This window comes from Saccharothrix sp. NRRL B-16348, from assembly GCF_001280085.1.
Taxonomy (GTDB): Bacteria; Actinomycetota; Actinomycetes; order Mycobacteriales; family Pseudonocardiaceae; genus Actinosynnema.
Window position 1 is genome coordinate 24,992 of sequence record NZ_LGED01000180.1, and the last position, 25,878, is coordinate 50,869.

Below are 25,878 nucleotides of genomic sequence, written 5' to 3' on the forward strand. Positions count from 1 at the left end.
CGGTGACCGATCACACACTCAGGGTAGCGACGGGGTCCGACACGGTGAGTGGCGGATCGTCGTCGTTGCGGTCGCACGACTGCTGCGTCTGTTACCAGACCAGGAGGTCCAAGATCGCTTCCGCTTGTTGCCGGACGATTCGAGAGGCACCGTCTCCGCCGATCATCTCGATCACTACGACATGTCCCTTTCGACGTGACGCGACCGGTGAGCAGTCTGTGCTGACGCGCAGTGCTCAGCATCCAATCCAGGTCAGCCGTCGCCGTCCTGTCGGGTGTGCTGCTCGTCGGAGGTCTCCTCCTCGAGGATCTCCGTGATGTGGAGGGTGTCGTCGACCTGGCCGAGATCGGAATCCTTCGTGGTCACGGTGACATCGACCGTGTTCAGGTTGTGCTTCTCACGCAAGAACCGCTCGCGGTAAAGATGCTCGGCATCGCCGGCCAGATTGGACAGCAGCCGGGCGTTGAGCCCTGCGCCGATCGCGATGCCGACGACCGGCACAGCCTGTCCGAGCTTCTGCTTAGTCAGCCGCAGCGCGAATCGCTCGTAGAACGCTTTGACGATCCTCGTGACGCCGTTCTTGTTCAGCTGCGACCACGTCGCCCTCCGGGCAAGGTCGTTCACGATCTTGTTCAACTGGACGTAGGCGATGCTCTTGCCGGTCTGCTGGGCCATCCCGAAGTTGAGGACACCGAGTGCGAAGACCCTCTCCTGCGGCAACTCGGTGTCATAGCCGTAGTACGCGGCGGTGTGCGCGATCGCCCTCGTCATCGTACCCAGCACGAGCACAGCGTCGGCCGCCATCGCCGCGGCGACCGTGCCCGCACCGGGCGCCGCACCGGCGCCCGCGCCGAATATGCCGCCGGCTGTCGCGAGCAATTCGCCGCCGGAGACCGCCAGGCCGGCACCCGCGCCTTCGATCGCGCTGAAGGTCGTGTAGCTCAGACCCAGCCGAGGCTTGACCTTGTCGATGTCGCTCAGGTCGAGGTCGTGGATGTCGCTCAGCTCGCCGACAGTGTGCTCGCGCTTGGCATAGGCCGCGACGACCGCCTTGCGCCGAAGCGTCGCTTCGCTGGCCTTGTTCACCAAGTTCAGCAATCCGTCGACCGAGTTGTGGACGATCGCAGCCATCTGCTCCGAGCCAGGCACTTGCCCTAATCGCTTCTTGGCGATCTCGCGGCCCTTGACCAGGCGATTACGAACGCGCTGCGGTAACACGTGGCGCTCGTCGGCTGCCAGCCGCTCGTCGCGCCAGCGCTGGATGTCCTCCCACGCCGCACGCTCATACGGGCTCATCTGATCGATGCCCACGGCCACCCCTTCGACGGCGAAGACCGCTCCGCCTGCCGCTGACGAACTCATCGGCGCATGGTAGGCGGTTCCGTTGCCGACAGCGCCCAGTGCAGCAGTAGACGCTGCTTCGAGTCTGGTTTGACCACGGCTTGGAACTCGTCGTCCCATGCGTCGACGGCTGCCACGAGGTGAACGGACACGCCGAAGTCCCTCCCGAGCTGTTCGGTGGAGCAGTTGCCGGGATCGGATCGCTGTCCCCGCGCACCCACGACGGGCCAACGCCCCGCGCGGGCGTCAGCTGTATCTGGACCACTCCCTTCAGGGCTTACCTTCGATGGTTACGTTCGCCTCGCCCATTACTTTCATAACCGATCTATCCACTCGGCCACCAACTCGGCGGTTGATCTCTCCAAAAGCACACCCAGTGGTACGCGATCCGGTAACCTTCACGTCTTCGGCAACGACATGCCCACCGCACGTGACATGTCGCCGGAGTAAGAGGAAGAGCCGCTCGTGGCCCTCGACAGCCCAAAGCTGCGCGAACTGCTAAAGAACGTCGCTGCAGCCAAGATCCAATTGCCGGACTTCCAGCGCGAATGGAAGTGGGACGACGAGCGCATCAGGGCGCTCATCGCGACGGTGACCCTGGACTACCCGCTCGGCGTCGTCATGACCCTGGAGACAGGCGGTGCCGCCCAGTTCCGCGCCCGCACGCTCGCCGGTGTCAAGGCCGAAGCCGGCGTCGTCCCCGACCTCCTGCTGCTGGACGGTCAGCAACGGCTGACCTCCCTGGTCCAGGCCCTGTATCTGGACCAACCCGTGGCAACCGTGGACGCACGTGACCGCAAGGTCGAGCGTTGGTACTACCTCAACATCGACAAGGCCATCGACCCGGAGGCCGACCGGGACGATGCAGTCGTTTCGGTGCCGGCCGATCGGGTGCTGCGGGAGGACTTCGCGCGCCGGGTGCGCCTCGACCTGAGCACGAGGGAGGGCGAGTGCCAGGAGGGCTACTTCCCGCTCCGCCTGGTCTTCGACGATGACGCGGTCAGCGCGTGGCAGAAGTCCTTCGTGAAGTTGGCGGATGAGAACTGGGACCGGTGGACGGCGTTCAACGCTCGAGTCCTCAACAACATTCGCGAGTGCCTGATCCCGATGATTCGACTCGACTCCACCACGCCTAACGAAGCGGTCTGCTCCGTGTTCGAGCGGGTCAACACCGGTGGTGTCGCGCTCAACGTCTTCGAACTGCTCACCGCCACGTACGCGGGTGATCGTAAGCACGCCGAGGAGTACGGCACGGAGTACGGCCTTCCGGACGTCTGGCGCGGCACCAAGGAGAAGCTCGTCAGCCAGTACCCGGTGCTCGGTCAGGTGGAGAGCGGTCGTGACGAAGGGCTGACCAACGTCGACTTTCTTCAAGCGGTGAGTCTCGTGCTTTCCTTCGAACGCAAGCAGGCAGGGAAGGCGAACTCGGTGGCCTGCAAGCGGCGCGACCTGCTCGCGCTTCCGCTCGCGGACTTCAGGCGGCTTGAGCCCGTCCTGGCGGAGGCTTTCGCCTGGGTTGGGGAGTTCCTCGGCACCCAGGCGATCTTCGCGATCAGGGACCTGCCCTACCGCACACAACTCGTGCCACTGGCCGCGGTCAGGGCGCTGCTAGGGGACCGGGCCGACGAACCCGACGCGGCGGAGCGGCTTACCCGGTGGTTCTGGTGCGGGGTGCTCGGCGAGATGTACGGCGGGTCGGTCGAGAGCCGCTTCACAAGGGATGTCGAGCAACTGGTGGCGTGGATGAATGGTGATCCGACCGAACCGGACACCGTCGTGGAAGCGGCGTTCCTCGCCGAACGGCTCAACACCCTCACCACCCGCAACAGCGCCGCCTACAAGGGCCTCCAAGCGCTGATCATCAACCAGGGCGCGGTGGACTGGCTCCACCCCGAGGAATTGCAGATGACCGGACCGTTCGTCATCGGGCAGGGCGTGGCGATCCGCCACGTGTTCCCTGCGAGCTGGGTCACGAGAAACGGGCATCCCAAGGCACGTGCCGACTCGATCGTGAACAAGACGCCCATGTCGCACCTCGCGAGCCGTCGGATGACGGGAGCGCCGTCGACCTACGTCAGCGTGCTGGCCCGGGAGACCGGGACACCCGACGAGTGGTTCGACGACATCCTCGGCACCCACCTGGTCGACCCCGTCGCGCTCAGGAGCGATGACTTCAGCACCTTCTACACCGACCGTTACGAGCGCCTCCTGTCCCTGGTGGAGCGCACGATGGGCAAGCGGGTCGTGCGTCGGGCGGGTGAGACGGCGTGACCGACGGTTTCCAGGCGGTCGAGCCCGCAGCGTTGGTGAAGATGGTGGGGAAGACGATCCCGACGGCAGAGTTCCTGACCATGTTCGGCGTACGCGTGCGCAACCACGACAACGTGGCGCGGATCAGCGCGTGCCTTGCAGAGGCGGAGGTGGGCACCATCCCGTCCTTCACCACCTGCGCCGGCACCGCCGAGCTCCACCTCGTCAAAACCAAACCGACTGCCGTGTCCACCGAGCAGGACGAGGACGAGCTGTCCCCGACGGCGATGCCGCACCGCGCGCTCCAGGTCGGCGATCTGCCCAGCGCGCGCAACGGAGTGGAGTCGGTGTCGCCGGACACCGATCTCGCCGCCGCGACCATGTTGATGAGAGTCAAGAACTACTCGCAGTTGCCAGTCATCAACGGCACGGCCGACCTGCGCGGGGTACTCACCTGGAGCAGCATCGCCGTCAACCTGGAGACAGGGAAGCAACCGACCCTGAGCAGCGCGATGGTGAAGAACCCGGTGTCGGCTGAAGTACACCACCAGCTGCTCGCCCACCTGCCCACCATCACGGAGCACGGGTACCTGCTCGTGCGGGCCAACGACGGGAAGTTCTGCGGCATCATCACCTCCGGGGACGTCAGTGGCCACTTCGAGACCATGGCCCGACCGTTCTTCCTCGTCGGCGACATCGAAGCGCGGCTGCGCAAGTGCTTGGCCGTCCTGGACCAGGAGGCCGTCAAAGCCGTCCAGAAGAGGAAGACCGGGAAGATTGCCGACCTGACCTTCGGCGAGTACAAGTACCTCATCAACAATGAGGTCAACTGGAAGCGGATCGGCTGGACAGGGGTGCCCCGCGACCAGTTCGTGCACAGGTTGGACAAGGTGCGCGTGATCCGTAACGAGATCGCCCACTTCCGGCCCCAACCCCTCACCAGCGGTAACCTAGCCACCTTGGAGGAGTTCGCCGGACTGCTCAGGCAATATGTTCCCTGATGTATTGCTCATGAGTCGTCCCGGCCGCACAGGCCGCTGCTCCTTGGCGTCGTGGTGGGAGCAGCGGTCTCGTGGTCAGGTGGTCCTGCCGGAAGCACCGTCGTCCGATTCCGCGTTGGAGAAGTAAAACTTTCCTGCGGATAACTTCTCGACCATCACAGTGGCCTGAACGTGTCCAATAACGATGTTCAGCCCAATTCGCCCATTCCCTAATTTTCGGCACACCGAGCCGCGCCGATGGGTGAATTACCCGCCTACATCCCACCTTTATTCGGACACCGCAGGGCCAAGTGGTGATCATCAACGACACCTTGCTACACGTCGCCGCATTTGACAGGAGCTGCGACCATGGCCGCCATACCCTACGACGGCGACTATCGCGCCGCCTCAACGATCCCCTTATAATCAACTGCCCGATGTCGGCCTGGAGTTTATCACCGCGACTAGCGAGAAGATTGAATAGCACTCGCGAAACTCGAAAGATTCAAATTTTCATTGGTCTTTGATGTATCTGGTGGACAGGTCGACGTAAGTCGCGCACGTCGTTGCATCACCGTTCCGGTCGGTAGAGTGCGCTTGGGGCAGGGGTAACGCCAGGACGCAGGGGGGCGATCAGCAGATCATGAGCACTATGCCCGCAGAGATCGGCCGCTACACGGTCGAGCGGGAACTCGGCTCAGGCGGCATGGGCGAGGTGTATCTGGCATTCTCGCCAGCCGGGGACCCGGTGGCGGTGAAGCTGATCAGGGAGGACAGGCTCGACCCGGTCGCACGCAAGCGCTTCGAGCGGGAAGCCGAGATCGCCCGCACGATCGTCGGCACGAACCGAGTGGCCCGCTTCCTGGAGGCCGACCCGTTCGCCGACCGCCCGTGGCTGGCCATGGAGTACATCCCCGGACGGACACTGCAAGCCTATGTCGAGGCGTACTCACCGTTGTCGCCTGCTCTGACATCGAGCTTGGGTGCGTTGCTCGCCGAGGGACTGGCTGCCGTGCACGACGCCAACCTGCTGCACCGCGATCTGAAACCGCAGAACGTGATCATGGGCGCACATGGTCCGATGTTGATCGACTTCGGCCTCGGAGCATTCCTGGACGCCGGTCACGACTCCCTGTCCCGCGGCGGCATCGTCATCGGCACGGTCCGGTGCATGTCATCTGAGCAGGCGGACGGGGACACCTCGCAGCTCACGACTGCCTCGGACGTGTACGGGCTGGGCGCGGTGCTGTTGTTCGCCGCCACCGGCCACTACCCGTATGAGGGTGCGAGTTGGGGAGTGATCCACGCGCAGGTGGTCAATCCGGATCGGCAACCCGACTTGGACGGTCTGCCGCCCGTGTTGTATCCCCTGGTGTCGACGATGCTGGCACACGATCCGGCGGCACGGCCGACGCTCGACGAGGTCACTGACCACTGCACTCGGGTGATGGCGGAAGCGTCCCTATCGCCGGCGATGGCTCGCCATGCGCTGATCGACCTGACAACCCGTGATGGGATGGCCGCCGCCCACGTGGCACCGTCGGCATCGGTAGCACGGCGCCTGTACCAGGCTGCGGTCGAGGGCAGCGGATCCGTTGAGGAGCAGGCCGCCAACGAAATCGAGTCGGTCGTCGCCGAGGCCGAGGTCGTGGCGGAGACTGGTACGTCCAGCGAAGGCGTGCCATCGACCCCGGTTCGCCGAACGAGGACGCCGGCTTCGCGCAAGGTTGCCGATAACTTGCGGCAGCGGTACGCCATGCAGTCCGGCCTCTGACCGGTACAGGCAGTGGTGGCAGGACAACGTGAATGGAGAGCGGTACTTGACCGGCATGACGGGGACCGAGGACGGCCACCAGGAGACGTCTGAGGCGGCCCAGCTCTCACCGGGCGTTCAGGTCCGAGTCCGGGACGAGCAATGGCTGGTAAGGAAGGTCGTTGGCACCCGGTGTGACGGCTGGATGCTGGAGGTGACCGGCGTTTCCCCGTTTGTCCGGGGCACGGAGGCGGTCTTCTACACCGGACTCGATCACGTCGAGGCGCTTGACCCGCGTCGGACGCGGCTGGTGGCGGACGACTCGCCGAACCACCGACGGGCCCGCCTCCACCTGGAGGCAGCGATCCGGAAGACAGCACTGCCGCAAACCGAGCACGGTCTGGCCTTGGCCGACAGCTTCCTCATGAACCGTCAGACCCACCAGTTGCGGCCGGCGGAACTCGCTTTGTCGATGAAGAATCCGCAGCCCCGCGTTCTCATCGCGGATGTCGTCGGTCTGGGCAAGACGCTGGAAATCGGTCTGCTGTTGGCCGAGCTGATCCGCCGTGGACGTGGAGAGCGAATCCTGGTGGTTACGCCCGCGCATGTGCTGGAGCAGTTCCAACGCGAATTGTGGACGCGATTCTCCCTACCTCTGGTGCGATTGGACTCCACAGGTATCCAGCGCATCCAGCAGGACATTCCGGCGGGACGCAATCCGTTCGCCTATTTCAAACGGGCGATCATCTCGGTCGATACGCTGAAGAGTACGGTGTACGCCTCGCACCTGGCCAACACCGACTGGGACGCGGTGGTCATCGACGAGTCGCATAACCTGGTCAACCGCGGCACCCGAAACAACGACCTGGCCCGGCTGCTCGCACGCCGCACGGATGCCCTAATCCTGGCCTCCGCCACCCCGCACAACGGCAACCCGGAATCGTTCGCGGAGCTGATCGCGCTACTGGACGAGGCCGCCATCGCCAACCCGTCCGACTACGAGGTGCGCAACCTCGAGCACCTCTACATCAGGCGAACGAAGACCTCACCCGAGGTCCGCGACTCGCTCAAGGGCGTGTGGGCTGACCGCGGTCCATCCAGCCCTGTGCTCGTAGAGGCGACCGATCCGGAGCGGAAGGTGTTCGCCGAGTTGGCGGAGCGGTGGATCCCGGCCGACCGAGAGATTCCGTCGGTCAGCGCCGACCCGTTGTTCCCCTACACCCTGTTCAAGGCGTTCCTCTCCTCACACCAGGCGATGCTGGAGACAATCGGGACGCGCCTGACCACCCTCGACAAACCAGCAAACGGCCGCAACGAGCAGGCCAGGCGGGCTGAGCGGGCGGCGTTGCAGGATCTCCAAGCTCTAGGGACGGCGATGACCGATGCCGACTCGGCGAAACGAGCGGCGCTAGTCGAACTGCTGCGGGAGATCGGCGTGGGCCCGAAGTCCGACACCAGGGTCGTCGTGTTCTCCGAGCGCATCGCGACCCTGACGTGGCTCGCCCAGGTGGTCCCCGTCGCGCTGGGTTTCCGCGCGAACGGCCCGCGTGACGACAAGAAGCCATGGTCGTTGTTCTCCGGTGCCGTGCAGGTGATGCACGGCAAGGCGACGTCCGACGACGAGCAGAAGATGATCGTCGAGAAGTTCGGGCTGCGTGACGATCCAGTACGTATCCTGTTCACCGGCGATGTCGCGTCCGAGGGCGTCAACCTGCACCAGCAGTGCCACCAGCTCATCCACTACGACCTGCCGTGGTCGCTCATCCGGATCGAGCAGCGCAACGGCCGGATCGACCGCTACGGACAGGAGTATCCGCCGGAATTCCGGGCGATCCTCCTGACCAGTGACGTCGAGTGGAGGCAGGACGAGAACGAGGAGCCGTTGTGGCTGGATGATCGGCTGGTCGGCCTCAAGCTGCTGCAACGGGAGGAGCAGGCACACCGGATCGAGGGTTCGGCCGAGGCCGTGACCGGTCTCTACCGGGCGTCCGAGGAGGAGAACCGGCTCACCAAGGACCTGGTAGCGGGCAAGACCACGGAGAAGTCCGTCGAGGAGTCCCGTGCTGAAGGCATCGGGTTTCTCGCGGATCTGATGGGCAACGTGGGTACCGAACACGTTCAGGAGGAAGTTCCGATCGCGGACGTGCCGACGCTGTTCGATTCGACTGAGGCGTACTTCGACGAGGCGCTGCGCCAGATCTGCCGGATCAGCCCCGAGGACGAACTGGAGCTGCGCCGCGACGACGATGGCACGATCGCGTTCGAACCGCCCCCGGATCTTCAGTATCGCCTCAAGGCTCTGCCCAAGTCCTACCTGGACGAGCAGGGCATCCTGCCCAAGGCCAACGTGCCCGGCCGGTTGCGGATCACCTTCGACAAGACGCTCGCCGAGCGGCGGCTGAAGATCGCCCGGGACTCGTCGAAGACGTTGTGGCCGAGCGTTGGCTATGTCTCCGACATCCACCCGGTCCTCGACTGGGTCACTGACAAGGCGCTCGCCTCGATCCGGCACGACGAAGCGTTCGTCCTGGCCTTCCAAGCGGATCGGGCCCGTGCGCGCCAGTGGGACGAGCGGTTGGCCGCCGAGTTGGACGGCCCGGTGTTCCTCGTCCAGGGCATTTACTCCAACGCGCTCGGCCGTCCGACCGTGGTCGAGTGGATGGCTGTCCTCGGTTTGCCCGGAACGCCGAGGGTGGTGCCGATGGACAAGCGTTTGCTCGACGTGTGCGGCGTCGGCCCGCAGATGCCGGGACGAGCGCACCTCGGGGACGGAGACGGGCTGAGCCGACTCGTGCCGCAGGCGATCGACGAGGCCGAACAACACCTAGTGCAGCGTAAAGACCAATACGACGCACGGATGGACCGTGTCCTCGAGCCGTACAGCCGCCGGGTGCGGGAATGGCGCCAGGAAGCTTTGTTCGGCCCGGCCAAGACGAACAAGGAACGCGTAGGCCTGACCGCGGACCGCAGGGAAGCGCTCATCAGGTCGCTGAGGACCTCGGGGGCGCCAATGCTGCGTCTGCTTGCAGTCCTGGAGCCGCTGTCCGTCGTGGAGGGAACCGTCCGATGAGCGCCGACTTCGACTCGTTGACCAACCGCGGTGAGTACCTGTCCGCGCACTATTTCGCCGACCAGCTCGCCGTGGACCTCCGCAAGGGCATCCTTGGCCTTTGGACGACGCGGGAAACCGACGAGCACTACGAGATGCCGACGCCGCGGAAGCTGGTGCGCGAGCTGCGCGGCACCTACCTGTCCGAAACGTGCCGGGAGTACTTCGCCGACCTGGTCGACAAGGATGCGGACGACGAACGCGGTGACGTCCGGCTGCACACGTACGGCAACCCGGACTGGGTAAAACGGCTTGCCTCCTGGCACCAAGACGTGCTGACCGCCCTCGGCTACCTCGATCCACCCGCTGAGCCGGACGACGCCGACGGGCCCGCTGACGGTATCTATCAGCAAATCGAACCGACCGCCCCCGAGCCTCCTGTCGAGTTGGCCGTCCACCGGGCCGGTCGCGACCACATCGTGCACACCGCGTGGCACGGCGACGGAATTGTCGCGCTGGACTGCGGCTGGACCGCCGTCAACGACGGTGCCCTCGACGCCGACGGAGCCGGACGTCTTCTGTACCCGCTGAGGGTGAACGCGTCGGAGAGCTACGAGACCGGCGCGGCATTGGCGACCTGGCTGTTCCAAAGCGAACTCGGCGGACCGAGTGGCGAGCCGCCCAGGTTCGTGCTGCTGCTGTGCGGTGGTGTCATCGTGCTGGCCGACCGGAACAGCTGGGGTGAGGGCCGGTACCTTGCCGCGAACCTCGACGCCGCCCTGGAACGCAACGACCGCAAGCAGACTGGCGAACTGGCGACGATCGCCGCCCTGTTCAGCCGCGAGATGCTGCTACCCGCGGAGGGCGACGCAGGGGCGCTGTGGATCGACGAACTGCTCAAGAAGTCCACGGACAACGCGGTCGGCGTATCCGGTGAGTTGCGCGAAGGCCTGCAACGCTCGGTGGAGGTCATTGCCAACGAGGTACTGGCCCGGCTCACCCAGGCCGAGGTAGAGCCGTGGGAGGTCGAGGACACCGCCCTCCCGTTCGCCCGCGAACTCACCCGGGAATCATTGCGCTACCTCTACCGGATCTTGTTCCTCCTCTACGCCGAGGCCCGACCAGAGCTGGGCATTCTGCCGGCCGACGACGGCTCGTACGAGGCGGGCTACTCGGTGGCACGCCTGCGCGAGCTGGTCGCGCGCGACGAGCAGCTCGTCGAGGAGGAGGCCAAGCAGGGCTTCCACCTGTTCGAGTCGCTGGACGTCCTGTGTCGGCAGATCAACGACGGCCACCGCCCGTACGGCACCGAACCCGACACCCCCAAGCCGACGACGACGAGGAGACCGCCGCCGCGAAGACCAGGCGTCGCAGCGAAGACCGCGGTCTGCGCTTCGAGCCGTTGCGCAGCGAGCTGTTCGAACCGAAGGCGATCAGGCTCATCGGTTGGACCCTGTCACACCCCCGCGTGGAGAATCGTCGACTCGATCTGCGGCTGCGCAATGAGGCTCTGCACGAGGTGCTGCGGCTGCTGACGATGAAGAAGGGCGCGCGCAACGGCGAGCGGGGCGGGTTCATCTCCTACCGAAACCTGGGCATCAACCAGCTCGGCGCGGTGTACGAAGGGCTGATGTCCTACACGGGCATCATCGCCGAGGAGGAGCTTTGCGAGGTCGCCAAGGGTGGTGACCCGGAGAAGGGATCGTGGTTGATCCCGGCACGGCGGCAGACCGACTACCCTGAGAAGACGCTCGTCATGTACGACGAGCACGACATGCGCAAAGGTCTGCGCGGCCCGAAGCGCTACCAGCCGGGCACGTTCGTCTACCGGCTCGCCGGTCGAGACCGCGAGACATCCGCGTCGTACTACACGCCCGAGTCGCTGACGAAGGTCACCGTCGAGCTGACCCTGAAGCACCGCCTGGATCAGGAGAAGGACGCCGACAATAATGTAATCCGGACCCGTGCCGCCGAGCTGCTGAAGTACCGGATCTGTGAGCCCGCGCTCGGGTCGGGGGCGTTCCTCAACGAGGCGATCAACCAGGTCGCCGAGGAATACCTGCGGCGGCGGCAGGAGGAACTCGGCAAGTCGGTGCCGACGGCCGACGCGTTGACCGAGAAGCAGAAGGTCAAGGCTTACATCGCGTTGCACAACGCCTACGGCGTCGACTTGAACGCGACCGGTGTCGAACTGGCCGAGGTGTCGTTGTGGCTCAACACCATGCACCCCGGGATGCGCGCGCCGTGGTTCGGTCTGCACTTGAGGCGCGGCAACTCGCTCGTCGGCGCGCGGCGGGCGGTATTCTCGGGCGAGGACGTGACGTCCGCCGAGAAGGCGTGGCTGAAGACCAAGGGCGCACTCGCGCCGACGCCGCTGCCATTCCTGAAGGACGGTGTCGAGCAGCCGCTGCCAGCCAATGCCGTGCACCAGTTCCTGCTGCCCAGCCCTGGGTGGGCAGCGGTGGCCGGGGCGAAGGAGGCGAAGCAACTTGCCAAGGACGATGCGGAACGGCTCGCCAAGTGGAAGCGCGGGGTGCTGCAACGCCCCAAGCACAATCCGGCCGACCTGAAGCCGGACGCCAAGAAACGTGGTGCACCCTCGCAGTTCGCTAGGCTTCGGGATGCCGCGAGGCGGGTCGAGTTCCTGTGGGGGTTGGTCGTAAAGCGGATGGAGATCTCCGAGGACGCGATCGCTCGGAAGATCGACGTGTGGGGTGCCGATCCGGACGAACCGGAGTTCGACTTCCTGCGCAGGCCAGAGCACGCGGTGACGAAGGAGCAGGTGTTCGAGGACCTGTTCAACGCCCCGGACACGCCGTACTGGCGGCTCAAGGTGGTGATGGACGCCTGGTGTGCCCTGTGGTTTTGGCCAGTGGACAAGGCTGGGCTGCTGGACGGAACCGCCAACGACTACACCACCATCCCGAACATCGACCTCAGCGAGTTGCTCGGTGAGACAGCGCCAGCGGCGCCGCCGAATCCTGCTGTATCCGAACCGACGCCCGTCCCCGAGCCGGCCGGTCCGATCGTGGTCGAGCAAGGCGCGTTGTTCGGTGTCGGTGGTGAACAGCTGTCGCTCGGCGGCACCGATGACGAGCTAGTCGAGCGCAAGCTGATCACTCGGTCGGAGCCTGCCAAACCGAAGCCGAAGAAAAAGGAGTTGCGTTCGCGCATTCCGTTGGTGGACTTGGACGACTGGCTGGACTTCGTCGAGGCGATGCTCGGCAGTGAAGACGTGCCGGATGGTTCGGTTATCGACGGGTTCGACACGCTGGACAAGCTGAAGCTGTACGAAAGTTTGCTGCCCTCGTTCATGGGGATGGAACAAGGCGAGCCGGAGCAGCGCTTCCCGTGGCTGCACGAAGTGCGGAACATCGCGTCGCAGCAAAACTTCCTGCATTGGGAGCTGGAGTTCGCATTGGTCTTCGCGCAGGGCGGTGGCTTCGACCTCCAGGTGGGTAACCCGCCCTGGGTTCGCCCGGAGTGGAAAGAGGACAGTGCCCTCGCGGAGCACGAACCCTGGTTCGCGCTGACGGAAAAGCCGAAGGTGGCCGACAAGGCTCAACGTCGTAGTGCGGAACTCGCCAAACCCCGAGTTGAGAAGTACGTGCTCAGGGAGTTGACGCGGACCCTCTCGATGGCTGCTTACCTAGCCGACCCGCAGGTGTACCCGTTGATCACGGGCAGTCAGCCCGACCTCTACCGGGCCTTCATGTGCCAGACGTGGATGCACTCGACGCAGTACGGCTGCACCGGGTTGATCCACCCCGACACCCACTTCAGCGGGGACAAGGAAGCACGGCTGCGCGAGCAGGCGTACCGACGACTACGGCTGCATGCCGACTTCGTCAACGCAGGCAATCGGTTCTTTCCCCCGCCAGTTGGCCGATCAAGCCACTTCGGCGTGCACATCTATGGACAGGTTGGGGAGATCAAGTTTGACCACCTCTCGTGGTTGTTCTCAGTCGACTCGCTGCGCCTGTCCAGGGAACATGATGGCACGGGTGACGCGCCCGGCGTGAAGTACAAGGGCGACTGGGATACACGGCCGCACGCCACGCGAGTTGTCGAAGTGACGGAGGAAACCCTTGCGAGATGGCGGCAACTAGCCGGTGACGAAGAGTGGGCGACCACGCATACGCGTCTCCTCACCCCAGTGAGCACATCAGAGGATCCTGCGATCGACGCCCTTGGCGCCTACCCGCTTCGATTGAGGGCATTCCATCCGCAGATCGCCCGAGGGTTCGATGAATCCGTCGCAAAAAAGTCGAAGCACGGCCCCGATGGCCAGTCTCCCTTGATCGACTACAACAGAGGAGATAGTGATCGGCCGGATTATCAGGTCGAATCCTGGGGTGAAGTAATTCTTCGAGGGCCTCAGCTCGGCGTCGCAAACCCGATGTTCAAACAGCCGAGTCAGGGTGGGGGTGAAGTGCTCGGCTTAAACCATCGGACTCTCGCGGTCAATGCGACGCCAGAGTCGGAGTACCGGCAGGTTGTAGACGACACGATCTATGTCGACGAGCAAGAGAAGTGGGTGGATCGAGAACTTCTTGGCAGGCTCCAAGCCTCCGACGAGGCTGTCGCTGACGCGCGGGCGGAGCTTGCCACAGCGATGGCTGTGGAGCCTAGTGATGTGAACGACGAGGCTGTCGAACTCTACTTGATCGGTCGTGCCACCAAACCCTACACGCAATTCTACCGCGCAGCTTGGCGAGAGATGATTGCACCAGACACGGAGCGGAGTCTTTACGTCGCTTTGCTTCCGCCTGGCCCAACTCAGGTCAATACGGTTCGAAGTTCGACGCTTGGCTCCACGGTCGACACTGCCCTGTTGGCTGGATTCTGGGCATCCATGCCGCTTGATTACCTGTTGCGGACGACCGGCGTTGGGCATTTGGACGTAGCGCGTGCCCAGCGACTGCCTGCGCCCCGCCGTGACCACCCGCTTGCCGGTGCGCTGCTGCTGCGCACGCTGCGGTTGAATTGCCTTACCTCTGCCTACGCCGACCTGTGGAACGAGCTGTACCTGGTGATGGACCAGGAGGGATGGGCATGTGACTGGCGAGGGCTTACGCCTCTCACGCCCGTCTCTCCCACCTGGGAGTACGACACCCCGCTGCGCACAGAGCGTGCTCGGCGGTCGGCGTTGGTAGAAATCGACGCGCTCGTCGCGGTGTGGCTGGGCATCTCCGCCGACACGCTGGTCACCATGTACCGGGCCCGTTTCCCGATCATGCAGGACTTCGATCGGGTCACCTGGTTCGACGCCGACGAGCGGAAGATCGCGGGTGACCGCTACACCTACGGCCACGGGCAGACAAAAGAGCACTGGAAGCAGTTCGAGGAATACCTGGCGAGGGGCGAGAAGCCTCCGGTTCCTGAGGGGTACACGGCTCCCTTCTACAAGGCAGACCGCGAGAAGGAGATGCGGGACGCGCACGCCGTGTTCCAAGCTCGTCTGGACGCCGCCGTCGCTCGTGGCGAGTGGGACCCGGTGAAGCAGGAGGTGCCGCAGCCGTGAGGCCAACGCTGGAAGCGCGCGGGCTGAAAGAGAGCCTGTTGCAGTACCTCTCGACCACCTACGCCCTCACGGACGAGGGCGCGCGTGAGTCGCTGCACCGGTTCCTCGGCGACGAGACCGCTGGCATGTTCCGCGGCCCGTTTCTGCGCATCCGCACGCCATTCACGGCCGCCGCCCCGGGCTGGGAGCGCCTGCTCGACTGGTTCCCGGACAACTGGACCCCGTACTCCCACCAGGCTGCCGCCTTCGCCCGTCTGACCAGCGCCAACGGTCACGACCCACAGCCGACGATCGTGACGACCGGCACGGGTTCGGGTAAGACCGAGGCATTCCTGTACCCCGTGCTCGACCACTGCGTCAGGGAACGTGCCGCTGGCAACCACGGTGTGAAAGCGGTCCTGCTGTACCCAATGAATGCCCTTGCCACGGACCAGGCGGAGCGCATCAACACGCTGCTCGCAGACAATCCGGTGCTCAAGGACCTCCATGCTGGCCTCTATATCGGCGAGCAAGCGGCGAAGCCTCTCTCCCACGTTTACACCCGCCGTTCCGAGATGTGGCTGTCACCGCCGGACATCCTGATCACCAACTACAAGATGCTCGACCTGCTACTGCAACGCTCCTCGGACGATGCGCTGTGGCAGGGCTCGGACATCCGCTACGTCGTGGTGGACGAGTTCCACACCTACGACGGCGCGCAGGGCACCGATGTGGCCATGCTGCTGCGCCGCCTGTCTGCTGCGGTGGGGACGCCCGAACCGGACCGCCCGCTGGGGCGCATGTGCCCGGTCGCGACGTCGGCGACCCTCGCTTCCGGCACGGGTCCGGAAGGAGAGGGCAAGCTCCTCGAGGTTGCGACGCTGGTATTCGGCACGGAGTTCACCGAGGACGCGGTGATCGGCGAGCGCCGTCAATCGGTTGACGACTTCATCCCGGTCGCGTCCTTCGACCCGGAACTGCCGTTGCCCAAGCCGGAGGAATTGGCCGTCCTGCCCGACCCGACGCGGGATGACGGGGCGTTGGCGGACCTGCTCGAAGCCGTCACCGGCGAGCGCGACCTAGATCCGTTCCAGCTCGGCGCGATCCTCAAGCGGCACGTGCTGACCGCGGCCGTCATGAAAGCTCTTGCCGATAGCGGGGTGTACTCGAACGACGACATCCTCAACGTGATGTGGCGGCATGGCGCCCAGCCGTGGGCCCGGGACATCACACAGCGGCCCGAGATGGCGGCGGTGGCGTTGGCCCGGTTCGTCGCGTTGCTGTCGATCGCACGAAATCCGGACTCGACACCGGCAGAACCGCGTCCCCTGGTGCACGTCGAGGTCCACCAATGGGCACGTGCGGTGTCCCGGTTGGTGCGTGGCGTGCTGCCATGGCCACAGGCAGAGTTTCGGTGGGACGCGGCGGGTGCGGTCGACGTCTATGGCGGAGGTCATGCCCGTACTGCACCAGCGACGGTGATGACGTCCGGGCAGTCGGCGAACGTGTTCCTGCCCGCGATCTACTGCCGTGACTGCGGCCGTTCGGGTTGGGCGGTGTTCTCGCCGGAGAGCGACGACCAGGCAGTCGAGTTCGACACGTTCAAGATCCGTCGCGCGTCCACCAGCCAGGACAAGGTGCGGGTGCGCAACCTGATCGCGGCGACGAACTTGGAGGCCAAGGAGGTCGTCGCGCCCAAGCCGATGGCGGTGTCGGCGCGCACGCGCGGGAACCGCTCGCCGCTCGACCACGGTTCCGGTGGAACGCTGATGGTGCTCGACGGACCGGGCTCGCAACTGCGCCCGCCCAACCAAGCAACCGACTACGACGAGGACGGCCAACCGCGCCTCAAGGCGGCAGACTCGGCGTTCGTGCTGGTCATAACCGGTCCGACGGCGAACACCGCAGCCGGGCAGGACTGGTGTCCGGCCTGCGGCGAACACAATGCGATCCGCTACCTCGGTACCGGGTCGGCGGCACTCGCGGCGGCGTCGATCACCCAGCTGTTCACCGGCGGCGAGCTGAACGAGGCGCTGAAGGAGGACAAGCTGCTGATGTTCAACGACTCGGTGCAGGACGCCGCGCACCGGGCCGGGTTCGTCGCCAGCCGCTCCTACACGTTCTCATTGCGCGCGCTGCTGAAGAAGCACCTCTCCGAGGAGCGACCAACCGCGCTCAACGACCTCATCGCCAACGTGATCGACAAGACCACGGACCCGAGGACGCTGAGAGCGGTCGTGCCGACGGACCTGCACGACATGAGAGGCGTGACTCGGCTGCTCACTGGAAAGGGACGCGGCGGTGATCTGGCAACGTGGGAGCTGATCGGCGAACGCTTGGCCTTCGAGGCGTTGATGGAGTTCGGTTTCCGCTCCCGCAACGGCCGGACGCTGGAGCTGACGCGCACTGCAGCTGCCCAGGTGTTCATTCCGGATCCGGCGGCCGCGGTGGCGCTGGTCAAGGAGATCCACCTCGAACTCGGGCACAGCACCGCGATCCCAGCACCGCAGAGTGACGCGCGCTATCTCGCCTTCCTCCGGATCTTCCTGGAGCGCCTGCGGTCTCGCGGCGCGGTCAAGCACACCTGGCTGAAGGGCTATCTCCGGGAGAGCGGCACCAGCCGCTACCAGGTCTGGGGCGGCCGGCCACCGGGCATGCGCGCTTTCCCGAAGGGCGTCGCGGCCCCGCGGTTCCTGCTAGCCCACCCCAAGGCGGGTAGCGAGTTCGACGTGGCGACAGGCCGACTGTCCTGGCACGAGCGTTGGGCGCAGCGCTGCCTCTTGATACCACGTGAGCAGGTGCCGGAGCTGTGGAACCGGCTGCTGCCTGCGTTGGCATCCGCGGGCATCCTGTCCGTAGGCACCCCGAATGACAGTTCGGTGCGGATCTATGGCCTGCAACCGGGCAACATCGAGATCCAGTTGCTCACCGACGACGAGGTGAACCTCGCGTTCGTACGCTGCAAGGTGTGCTTCTGGGAGCAAACCGTGCACCCGTCGCTGCTCGACCAGTGGCACGCCCAGCCGTGCCCGTCCTACCGGTGCCAGACCGGCCGGCTCGTCGCCGGCGACCGGCCGGAGGAGCTGGGTATCCACCTGCGTGACCGTGACTACCGCAACGACTACTACCGCCACCTGTATCGGCGAGCAGGCACGTACCAGGTCATCACCGCCGAACACACCGGCATGCTGAAGCGGGCCGATCGGGAGCGGGTCGAGGCCGCGTTCAAACGCGGCGACGGGTTCAAGGACCCCAACGTGCTGTCGTGTACGCCCACGTTGGAAATGGGCATCGACATCGGTGACCTGTCTGCGGTGGTGCTCGCCGCGTTGCCCCGCCGTCCCGCGAACTACGCGCAGCAGGTCGGCCGGGCCGGACGCCGCACCGGCAACGCGTTCCTGCTGACGGTGCCCGGCCGAAGCAGACGGGACCTGTACTTCCTGGACCAGCCGAAGGAGATGATCGCGGGACAGGTAGTGCCGCCCGGCTGCCATCTGTCAGCGATCGAGATTCTGCGCCGCCAGTACCTCGCACACCTGCTGGACCTCGCCGCGCGGCAACGCCTGATGCGGACCGAGGACTCGCCGCTGCGCGCCGTGCCGGGGAAGGCTCCGGACTTGTTCGGCCCTTCGGGCTACCTGAACGACCTGGTCGAACTCGCCTTGGAGCAGGGAGAACGATTGGTCGACGGCTTCCTCAGGTTGTTCCCGACCGGAGTGACCGACGAGGTCAAAGCCGAACTCGAGCAGTACGCGACACATGATCTGCGTGGCGCCGTCGAGCACGCCGAACGTGAGTGGCACCGCCGTCTCGACGCCTTGCGGACGCGTGCGCGGCTGATCGGCGAGGCGATCGCCGAACTGCACGACACCGACCCGGAGCAGGCCGCGCGGAAGCGAGAGCTGGAGGCGGATCTTCGGAGCACCGGCAAGCAGCTCGGCGCACTCGGACAAACCACCGCCCAGAACGCCCTGTGCGACCTCGGGCTGCTGCCCAACTACGCACTCCTCGACGCGGTGACCACGCTCAACGCGACGCTGTACTGGTCGGAGGACACCGCCGACGGCGGGAAGCGGTACGGGGCCAAGATGTACCCCTACGAACGTCCCCAGCGCTACGCGTTGTCCGAGCTCGCGCCGGGCAACACCTTCTACGTCAACGGGTACCGGCACCAGATCACCGGCATGGAGATCGGGACCAGCGCGGACCGGCAGTGGAAGGAGTGGCGGTTCTGCCCGGACTGCGGCTACGTGCGCACCGAGAACGCCCGTGAGGACCGGACACCATGCTCGCGGTGCGGCAGCGTGCGGATCGCCGACGACGGCTCCTGCTTGCACAACGTGGTCAAGCCGACTGTCGTCACGTCTCGGGACAAGCGGGAGGACGCCCGCATCAGCGACGACAAGGACGACCGCGACCAGCGGTACTACACGGTCGTGGACGCGGTCGACATCGAGGTGGCGGACATCGAACCCGGCACGTCGTGGCGGCACACAGGCCAGACGTTCGGGATCGACTACTGCCGCAAGGCGATGATCCGGCGGGTCAATGTCGGCCCGGCCCGGTTCGACAAGCACACCGAGGACCAGTTGGCGGGCAAGTCGGTCCGGCTCAGCCCGTTCCACGTGTGCACCGGGTGCGGTGCGGCCACCGCTGACGGCAAGCCGGTGTTCGACCACGACACCGACGCGCTGGCCTCGTCGGTGGCCCGAGACCCGAAGCTCAAGCACCACCTGCCCTGGTGCCCATTGCGGCGTGGCAAGCGGCCCGCCGACGTGCCTCAGGAACCGGTGTTGCTCGTCCACGAACTGCGCACCGAGGCGCTGCGAGTCCTGCTGCCGGCGTCCACGGTGCTCGTCGACCAAAAGGTGCACTCGTTCCGAGCGGCGCTGCGGCTCGGCGTGGACCGGCAGTTCGGCGGCGATCCGCAGCACCTCGACACCACGGTCGCGTCGATGCCCGATCCCGGCACCGGTGAACGGCGCCACTTCCTGGTCCTGTTCGACAGGCTGCCCGGCGGCACCGGCTACCTGCACAAGCTCACCGATGAAAAGGCGTTCAAGGAGACCCTGACCCATGCGCGGCGCGCGCTGAAGAAGTGCCCATGCGCTGGTGAGGGACGTCGAGCTTGCCACCGCTGCCTGCACCGGCACACCGAAGAGGCCTATCAGGACATCGTGTCCCGGCAGGAGGCTTTGAAGATCCTGGACGGACTGCTGGGGCCCTGTGACGACGACGGCGAGATGGTTGTCGACGAATGGGACGTCGACCCTCTGCCGAACACCCAGGACATCGGCCTCGACCAGCAACTGGAGTCGGACCTTGAGACCAGGTTCCTCGCGGCCCTGCGGCAGTGGGTCGCCCGTGAGGACCACGTCGCGCTTGACGAAGACGGCCAGTCCAGTAATTACCTGCGGTTCGCCGATCCTCGCGGTGTGGTCAGTTGGCGACTGACCGCACAGCGGGTCATGGCGCACACCCGCACCGATTTTACGTTCGAACGGATTGACGGCCCGAGGCAGACCGTCACCGCCTACCTGGACGGCTACCGGTTCCACGCGACGAGCGAGCACAACCGCATCGCGAGCGATTGCGACAAGCGGAACGAACTCAGGGCGGACGGCCGGGTCGTCTTCCAGATCACCTGGGACGACGTCGAACTGTTCGAGCAGCGACCCACTCGCGCCGAACCGGTGTGGCCGCCCTACCAGGGGCGTGCGCAGGACAAGGCCAAGGACGTGTACGAACAGCTCGGTGGGCAGCGCGCGCACTTGGCAGACGCCGTGTTCGGTAATCCGATCGCCTCGCTACTGGCGTACCTGCGTCAACCTGACCCGGAGAACTGGGGACGGCGAGCCAAGGCGTTGATCGCCGGTCTGACCATCGCGTCGACCCCGGTCGCGACACAGGTGGACCGTGCCAAGGTGCCAGCAGTACTGCGGGCTGCGCTGGGCGATAGCCGTGCTCGTGCCGTGTCCGGCGGCGGCCCGGTGAACGTGCTGCGTGGCACTGATCTACGCGGCCTGCCGATCGTCTACATACTCGACGCTGCACGGGGCACGACGCCGGGAGAACTCAGGTGGACCGCACTCACCGTGCTCGACGATGACGGTGACGCCCTCGACACACCAGCGCACAAGCTGCGCTGGCGGGCGTGGCTGTACTGGTCGAACTTGGTGCAGTTTCTCGCCTACGTCGGTGGTGACGGTGTACAGCTGGCAGAGAGTAGGGCACGGTCCTATCCCGTGGAGACGCTCGCGGTGTGCGGCGGCGTGGGCGAACTGGAATCAGTGGCCGCAGCACGTCCTGATGCGGAACCGACAGTGCTCCAGCGTAAGTCGTCCACCGTCGGTGAGTCGTCGCCTGCGGAACAGGGCGTGGCGGAGCTGCTAAGGGACGCCGTCTGGTACGACGACATCCTGGACCTGCTGGAAGAGGACGAGCCGGAGTCGGACCTCACCACGCTCGCCCGCGTGCTCGCCGCCCAGGGCAAACGCGCACCGGTATTCGGACACGAGCTGGGCGAGCGACGGTGGCAGATCGATTTCGGCTGGCCGAGCCTCGGGCCAAAGATCGGTGTGCTGGGCAAGCGGGGGGAAGACGAGGAAGCGCGGAAGCGCGACGAGGCCTACGCCTCGGCAGGATGGACCGTTCGCACGGCGGCGGAATGGCTCGACCACCTCGAATCGCTGCTCGACCTGCTGCCCGATGCGACCCCCGACCTGGAAGGCTCCGCACACCGATGACCGCGCGCATCAGCCTGCACCCGAAAGCCGAGCATGAGCTGTACAAGCTCGACCGGTCGGTGAAGGGCGTCTTCTTCGACTTCTGTCACTTCTTCCGGGACAACCCACACCATCCGAAGTTCGACCTCAAACCCCTCAAGGGCAACGGTCGGGTGTTCCGTGCCAGGATCGACCCGTCGTACCGGGCACTGCTCACGAAGGCCGGTGTCGACGAGGCGGGAGTGGAGAGCTGGGTCGTCATCGCAGTTCGTCACCGCAAGCACGTGTACGAGGAGCTGTCGGTTGCGGTGAACCGGATCACCGGCGAGATCGAGTTCGTGGACCTCTCGATCGTCGGGGACAGCGTCCTTCACCGGGCGGGCATCACGCTGACGCCGGCCGAGCCGGACGTCGCCGCAGCGGGGAACACCGAGGGTGAAGCTGTCGCGGTGCCTGACCGTCCAGCGGCGCCACCGTTGCTCACCGGAGTCACCGCGGCGGACCTGCGTTCCCTTGGTGTCAGCGAGTCGCTCGTCGACCTGGCCCTCCTCGTCACCAGCAGTGAGGAGTTGGATCAGTTGGTCGCCGGAGCACCGCTGCTGTCCAACGACATCCTCACCGGCCTGGCCGCGGGCATGACCCTGGACGACGTGCGCCGCGAGATCACCTCCGAGGTCGAGGTCGAGCTGGACGACGACTACGCGGACGATTTCGGCGCGGCCTTGGCGCGGACCACCGTCACGACCGTCGACGAAGCCCTGAAGTTCGCCATCGAAGAGGGCGACTTCCGGGCCTGGAAGGTCTTCCTGCATCCCAGCCAGGCAAAACTGGTCCACCGGCGCTACAACGGCCCGGCCAGGGTGTCCGGCGGCCCAGGCACGGGCAAGACGATCGTCGCCCTGCACCGTGTGAAGTACTTGGCCGAGCAGTTGCCACCCGGGTCGAACCGTCCCATCCTGCTGACCACCTTCACCAAGAACCTCGCCACGGACCTGCAGGCACGCCTCGCGTCACTGCTCGAACCCGAGTTGTCGGCACGCGTCGAGGTCGCCCACATCGACCAACTCGCAGCGCGGGTCCTCAGCGAGAACAGCGGTTCCGGTGCGGCCAAGCAGAGGGTGCACGAAGCGGCGGCGACGACCGTCCTGCGCCAGGTGTTGGCAGAGACGGGCAACGACAACTGGGATGTCGAGTTCCTTTTCGAAGAGTGGGACCAGGTGGTCCTCGGACAGTCGTTGACCACTCGCAAGGAGTACTTCGAAGCCCGTCGTGCCGGCCGCGGTCGTTCGCTGACTCGCCCCGAGCGCAACCAGGTCTGGAAGCTGCTGGAGCAGTTCACCGCACGCCTCGACAAGGAGGGCATCGAAACCTGGGGCCAGGCAGCTGAACGTGCCGCTCGCTTCGAAAGGGAACGAGCGGCCAGGATCGAGGCGGCCAACGGAACTGGGCAGCAAGATGACAACTCGTGCGGGCGCCACCTCCAGCACCGTTACCGGCACATCGTCGTGGACGAGGCCCAGGACCTCCGCGCCGCGCACTGGAGGATGTTGCGTGCGATGGCGCCCCCCGCGCCGAATGACTTCTTCATCGCGGGAGACACCCATCAGCGCATCTACGACCACCAGGTCACGCTCGGCACGGTCGGGGTCAACATTCGCGGTCGGTCGTCCAAGCTGACGTTGAGCTACCGGACCACAGGAGAGATCCTTGCTCAAGCGGTTGGGATCATCACCTCGGGGCAGGTCGCCTACGACGACCTGGACGACGGAACGGACAACCTTGCAGGGTATCGATCGGTGCTGCGCGGCCCGATCCCCGAACTGGTTCCCTGTGCCTCCTGGCAGGATGAACTCTCACGACTAGGAGAGGCGCTCGAACAGTGGCGTGAAGAGGTTGCGGTGAGCGACGACGGTACCCGGCGCGACGCTCGCGGTAGTCTGGCCGTGTGCGTGGCGGATCGCGAAATGGTTAGCCAGGTCGTCAATCACCTGACGAATGTCGGCATCACCTGCGCCGAACTGACAAAAGAGGGCCCAAAAGGTGACGGAGAGGTGCACGTCGGAACGATGCACCGGTTCAAAGGGCTCGAGTACCAGCGACTCGCGATCGTCGGCGTGCGGAATGGCATTCTTCCACGTAGTCATCGCATCGACGACCCACGTCGCCGGGAACGGGAAGAGCGCAAGGCTCGGTCGTTGCTGTTCGTCGCCGTGACCCGAGCCAGAGATACGCTACGCATCAGTTGGTATGGACAACCCAGTCCTTATCTGCCGATTGTGCGGTAAGGCTTGTCTGCAGGTGGCAATTACAGGATTGCGCCTGTAGTCGATGTCGGATGTCCGGCCGTTGACCAGCTTGCGGTCGTTATGATGGCGCGCTTGCCAAGACCGACCACTGCAGCAGGAACAGCCTCCGCCATCCGCCCTGGATGCGTCCAGGGCGGATGACGTACAGGGTCCGCTCGATCCGTTCGATAGTGCGGAGCCAGCGGTGTCAGTGGAATAAGGCAACGAAGCCGGTGTATTGACCAGGCCTTCTGTAGCCAGTTCAGTCAACTACAGGGCAGATCGAGTGACCGCTGAAGACCAGCCCGCCCCCGATGTGTCACCGGCTTGTGGACAAGCGAGTCTGGGATACCAGCGGATCCCTCTACAGCCCTTATAAGCAGGCTCTTCGCCGGTCGGAGGGGGTGGCGCTCTAACAGGATCCCCAACCTGATCCCCAATGTGATCCCCCGTATGAACCCCCGACGGAAGTCACCGTACGCGCAAGCGATCTTCAAATGTTGCTACATAGAGTGATCGGTCGAGAGGTTCGCCGCATAGACACAATTCTATGCCAGCGCCGTGCCTACAACACTAGTGCACCGACGATCAAAACTTGATGCGCCACACAAGGAGAGGTGTCAGCATGATAGCGGGAGCGTCTCCCGAATATGGGGCCAATTATACCGTTTAACTGCTGCACTGGGCCTGCGACAGGCAATGATCCTCGTACAGACAGGGGCCAGAAACAGGTGTGGCGGGAATCGACGGGCTTGGCTGCCGGTTGGATCAGGTGCGCGTTGGACGGCGACTTTCGCGGGGCTGCGTCGTCTTCCGGTTGGTGTCGCGCTGCTGCGGTAGAATGAGGGGGATGCCCTCGGCAAGGCGCCAGGCGGCGTCGCACGCCGCACAGGTAGGCCAGCACCACTGCTGCTTGGTGGGGCGCACAGCGGGAACGGTCAACTCCACCCCGCACAGCGTGGTCGTCTCCTTGGTCGGTATGGCGTTGTCGCCGATGGCATGACGCTTGCCGTCGTGGGGTTGCCAGCGGAACGGGCGCGGTCCCATCAGCGGACCCCCTTGTCATAGGCGTCGGCCCAGTGGGCGATCACCTCGCCGGACTGGGTTGCGGGCAGGGCGCGGGCGTGGAGCTCGCGGAGTCGACGCTGGTGGTGTTCGACGGCGTGGGGGTTGTCCTGAAAGACGGTGGTGATGCCGTTTTCGCTATAGGACAGCGGGCGCAGTGGTGGGGCGAAGGTGAACAGTGCAGCGTGGTGGCGCAGGGCGGGGTGGGCTGGTGCGGTCATGGGGATGACGTGGACGGTGATGTGAGGCTGACCGGCTTGCAGGGTGAGGTGGAGCAGTTGGTCGCGCATGACGGCGCGGTTGCCGACGACCAGCCGCAGCGCGGTTTCGTGGACGTAGAGCGTGGTGTTCGGCAGGGTGCGGCGGTATAGGAGACGGTCCTGACGCGCGACACGCGTGGCAGCCAGATTCTGGTCACCAATCAGCGCGCCGGCGTAGGCCGCGGTCTGGGCAAGGGCCGGGACGGTGAGCGGTTCGTAGGCGGTGACGCTGTGGGCGAGGTGTTCGTGCAGTGTCAGGGCTGTGAGGGTGTCGGGGCTGCCGTGGTGGGTGCGGGTGAAGGTGCCGGTGTCGGGCTCGTGGGCGATGGCCATGACGCGATCGCGGGTGGCCTTGTCGGCGACGCAGCGGCCAAGGAGGGTGGCGATCTCCCAAGGGCTGGTGCCGCGGCTGCCGGTCTCGAGTTTGCTGAGCTTGCCCAGCGACCAGCCCAGGCTCTCGGCGACGACTGCGGAGGACAGGCGAGCGGTGTGGCGGATGCGGCGTAGTTCCTCGCCGAGCTCACGGCTGTGAGCGGTACTCAACCTCGTGCTGGCGGGCGACTTCTCGTCGTCGGTGTCCATCGACGTTCCTCAGTTGTACTCGGGGCCGCTACACGGTCGGCGGCGATGATCAAGCTTCGGTCTGGCGTGGTGCAGAACAGGCCGA

General features: G+C 65.4%; 10 protein-coding genes. 7 read left to right on the forward strand and 3 right to left on the reverse strand.

Translation table 11 applies throughout. The features are described from left to right. Window positions 1-252 precede the first annotated feature (252 nt). Window positions 253-1,362, reverse strand: coding sequence for an EcsC family protein (locus ADK67_RS16740; RefSeq protein WP_197289486.1), 1,110 nt, complete (start codon window positions 1,360-1,362; stop codon window positions 253-255). A gap of 444 nt (window positions 1,363-1,806) precedes the next feature. On the opposite strand from ADK67_RS16740, the gene ADK67_RS16745 reads away from it, so the two are divergent. The 7 genes from ADK67_RS16745 to ADK67_RS16775 all read left to right on the forward strand — a co-directional run bounded on the left by ADK67_RS16745 (window position 1,807) and on the right by ADK67_RS16775 (window position 23,886). Next, a complete protein-coding gene (locus tag ADK67_RS16745) occupies window positions 1,807-3,612 on the forward strand; it encodes a DUF262 domain-containing protein (protein WP_053717366.1) in 1,806 nt (601 codons plus the stop codon). Next, the gene (locus tag ADK67_RS16750; protein WP_053717367.1) at window positions 3,609-4,592 is read left to right on the forward strand and encodes a CBS domain-containing protein; all 984 of its coding nucleotides are present in this window, start codon (window positions 3,609-3,611) and stop codon (window positions 4,590-4,592) included. The genes ADK67_RS16745 and ADK67_RS16750 overlap by 4 nt, the downstream gene beginning before the upstream one ends. Before the next feature lie 631 nt (window positions 4,593-5,223). Further along, the gene (locus ADK67_RS16755; RefSeq protein ID WP_197289487.1) at window positions 5,224-6,345 is read left to right on the forward strand and encodes a serine/threonine-protein kinase; all 1,122 of its coding nucleotides are present in this window, start codon (window positions 5,224-5,226) and stop codon (window positions 6,343-6,345) included. Between the two features lie 55 nt (window positions 6,346-6,400). Next, window positions 6,401-9,394, forward strand: coding sequence for a DEAD/DEAH box helicase (locus tag ADK67_RS16760; protein WP_053717369.1), 2,994 nt, complete (start codon window positions 6,401-6,403; stop codon window positions 9,392-9,394). A gap of 1,381 nt (window positions 9,395-10,775) precedes the next feature. Then, a complete protein-coding gene (locus tag ADK67_RS16765; RefSeq protein ID WP_197289488.1) occupies window positions 10,776-14,897 on the forward strand; it encodes a class I SAM-dependent DNA methyltransferase in 4,122 nt (1,373 codons plus the stop codon). Continuing rightward, a complete protein-coding gene (locus ADK67_RS16770; RefSeq protein ID WP_053717370.1) occupies window positions 14,894-21,622 on the forward strand; it encodes a DEAD/DEAH box helicase in 6,729 nt (2,242 codons plus the stop codon). Before ADK67_RS16765 ends, ADK67_RS16770 begins: the two co-directional genes overlap by 4 nt. Continuing rightward, window positions 21,619-23,886 (forward strand): UvrD-helicase domain-containing protein, encoded by a 2,268-nt coding sequence (locus ADK67_RS16775; RefSeq protein ID WP_053717371.1) that lies wholly within the window; start codon window positions 21,619-21,621, stop codon window positions 23,884-23,886. The genes ADK67_RS16770 and ADK67_RS16775 overlap by 4 nt, the downstream gene beginning before the upstream one ends. Before the next feature lie 768 nt (window positions 23,887-24,654). On the opposite strand, the gene ADK67_RS49040 is transcribed toward ADK67_RS16775, so the two are convergent. Together ADK67_RS49040 and ADK67_RS54660 are read right to left on the reverse strand one after the other, a co-directional pair. Beyond that, a complete protein-coding gene (locus tag ADK67_RS49040; RefSeq protein WP_082403531.1) occupies window positions 24,655-24,933 on the reverse strand; it encodes a zinc finger protein in 279 nt (92 codons plus the stop codon). Beyond that, complete coding sequence (locus ADK67_RS54660) at window positions 24,933-25,793, reverse strand: helix-turn-helix domain-containing protein (protein WP_053717372.1); 861 nt, start codon at window positions 25,791-25,793, stop codon at window positions 24,933-24,935. Before ADK67_RS54660 ends, ADK67_RS49040 begins: the two co-directional genes overlap by 1 nt. Between the last annotated feature and the right edge of the window lie 85 nt (window positions 25,794-25,878).

What these genes read in the sequence shown, in the direction of transcription:
- ADK67_RS16740 (WP_197289486.1), bottom strand. Translation starts at nt 1,362, where the DNA reads ATGAGTTCGTCAGCGGCAGGCGGAGCGGTCTTCGCCGTCGAAGGGGTG.
- ADK67_RS16755 (WP_197289487.1), top strand. Translation starts at nt 5,224, where the DNA reads ATGCCCGCAGAGATCGGCCGCTACACGGTCGAGCGGGAACTCGGCTCA.
- ADK67_RS16760 (WP_053717369.1), top strand. Translation starts at nt 6,401, where the DNA reads ATGACGGGGACCGAGGACGGCCACCAGGAGACGTCTGAGGCGGCCCAG.
- ADK67_RS16775 (WP_053717371.1), top strand. Translation starts at nt 21,619, where the DNA reads ATGACCGCGCGCATCAGCCTGCACCCGAAAGCCGAGCATGAGCTGTAC.
- ADK67_RS49040 (WP_082403531.1), bottom strand. Translation starts at nt 24,933, where the DNA reads ATGGGACCGCGCCCGTTCCGCTGGCAACCCCACGACGGCAAGCGTCAT.
- ADK67_RS54660 (WP_053717372.1), bottom strand. Translation starts at nt 25,793, where the DNA reads ATGGACACCGACGACGAGAAGTCGCCCGCCAGCACGAGGTTGAGTACC.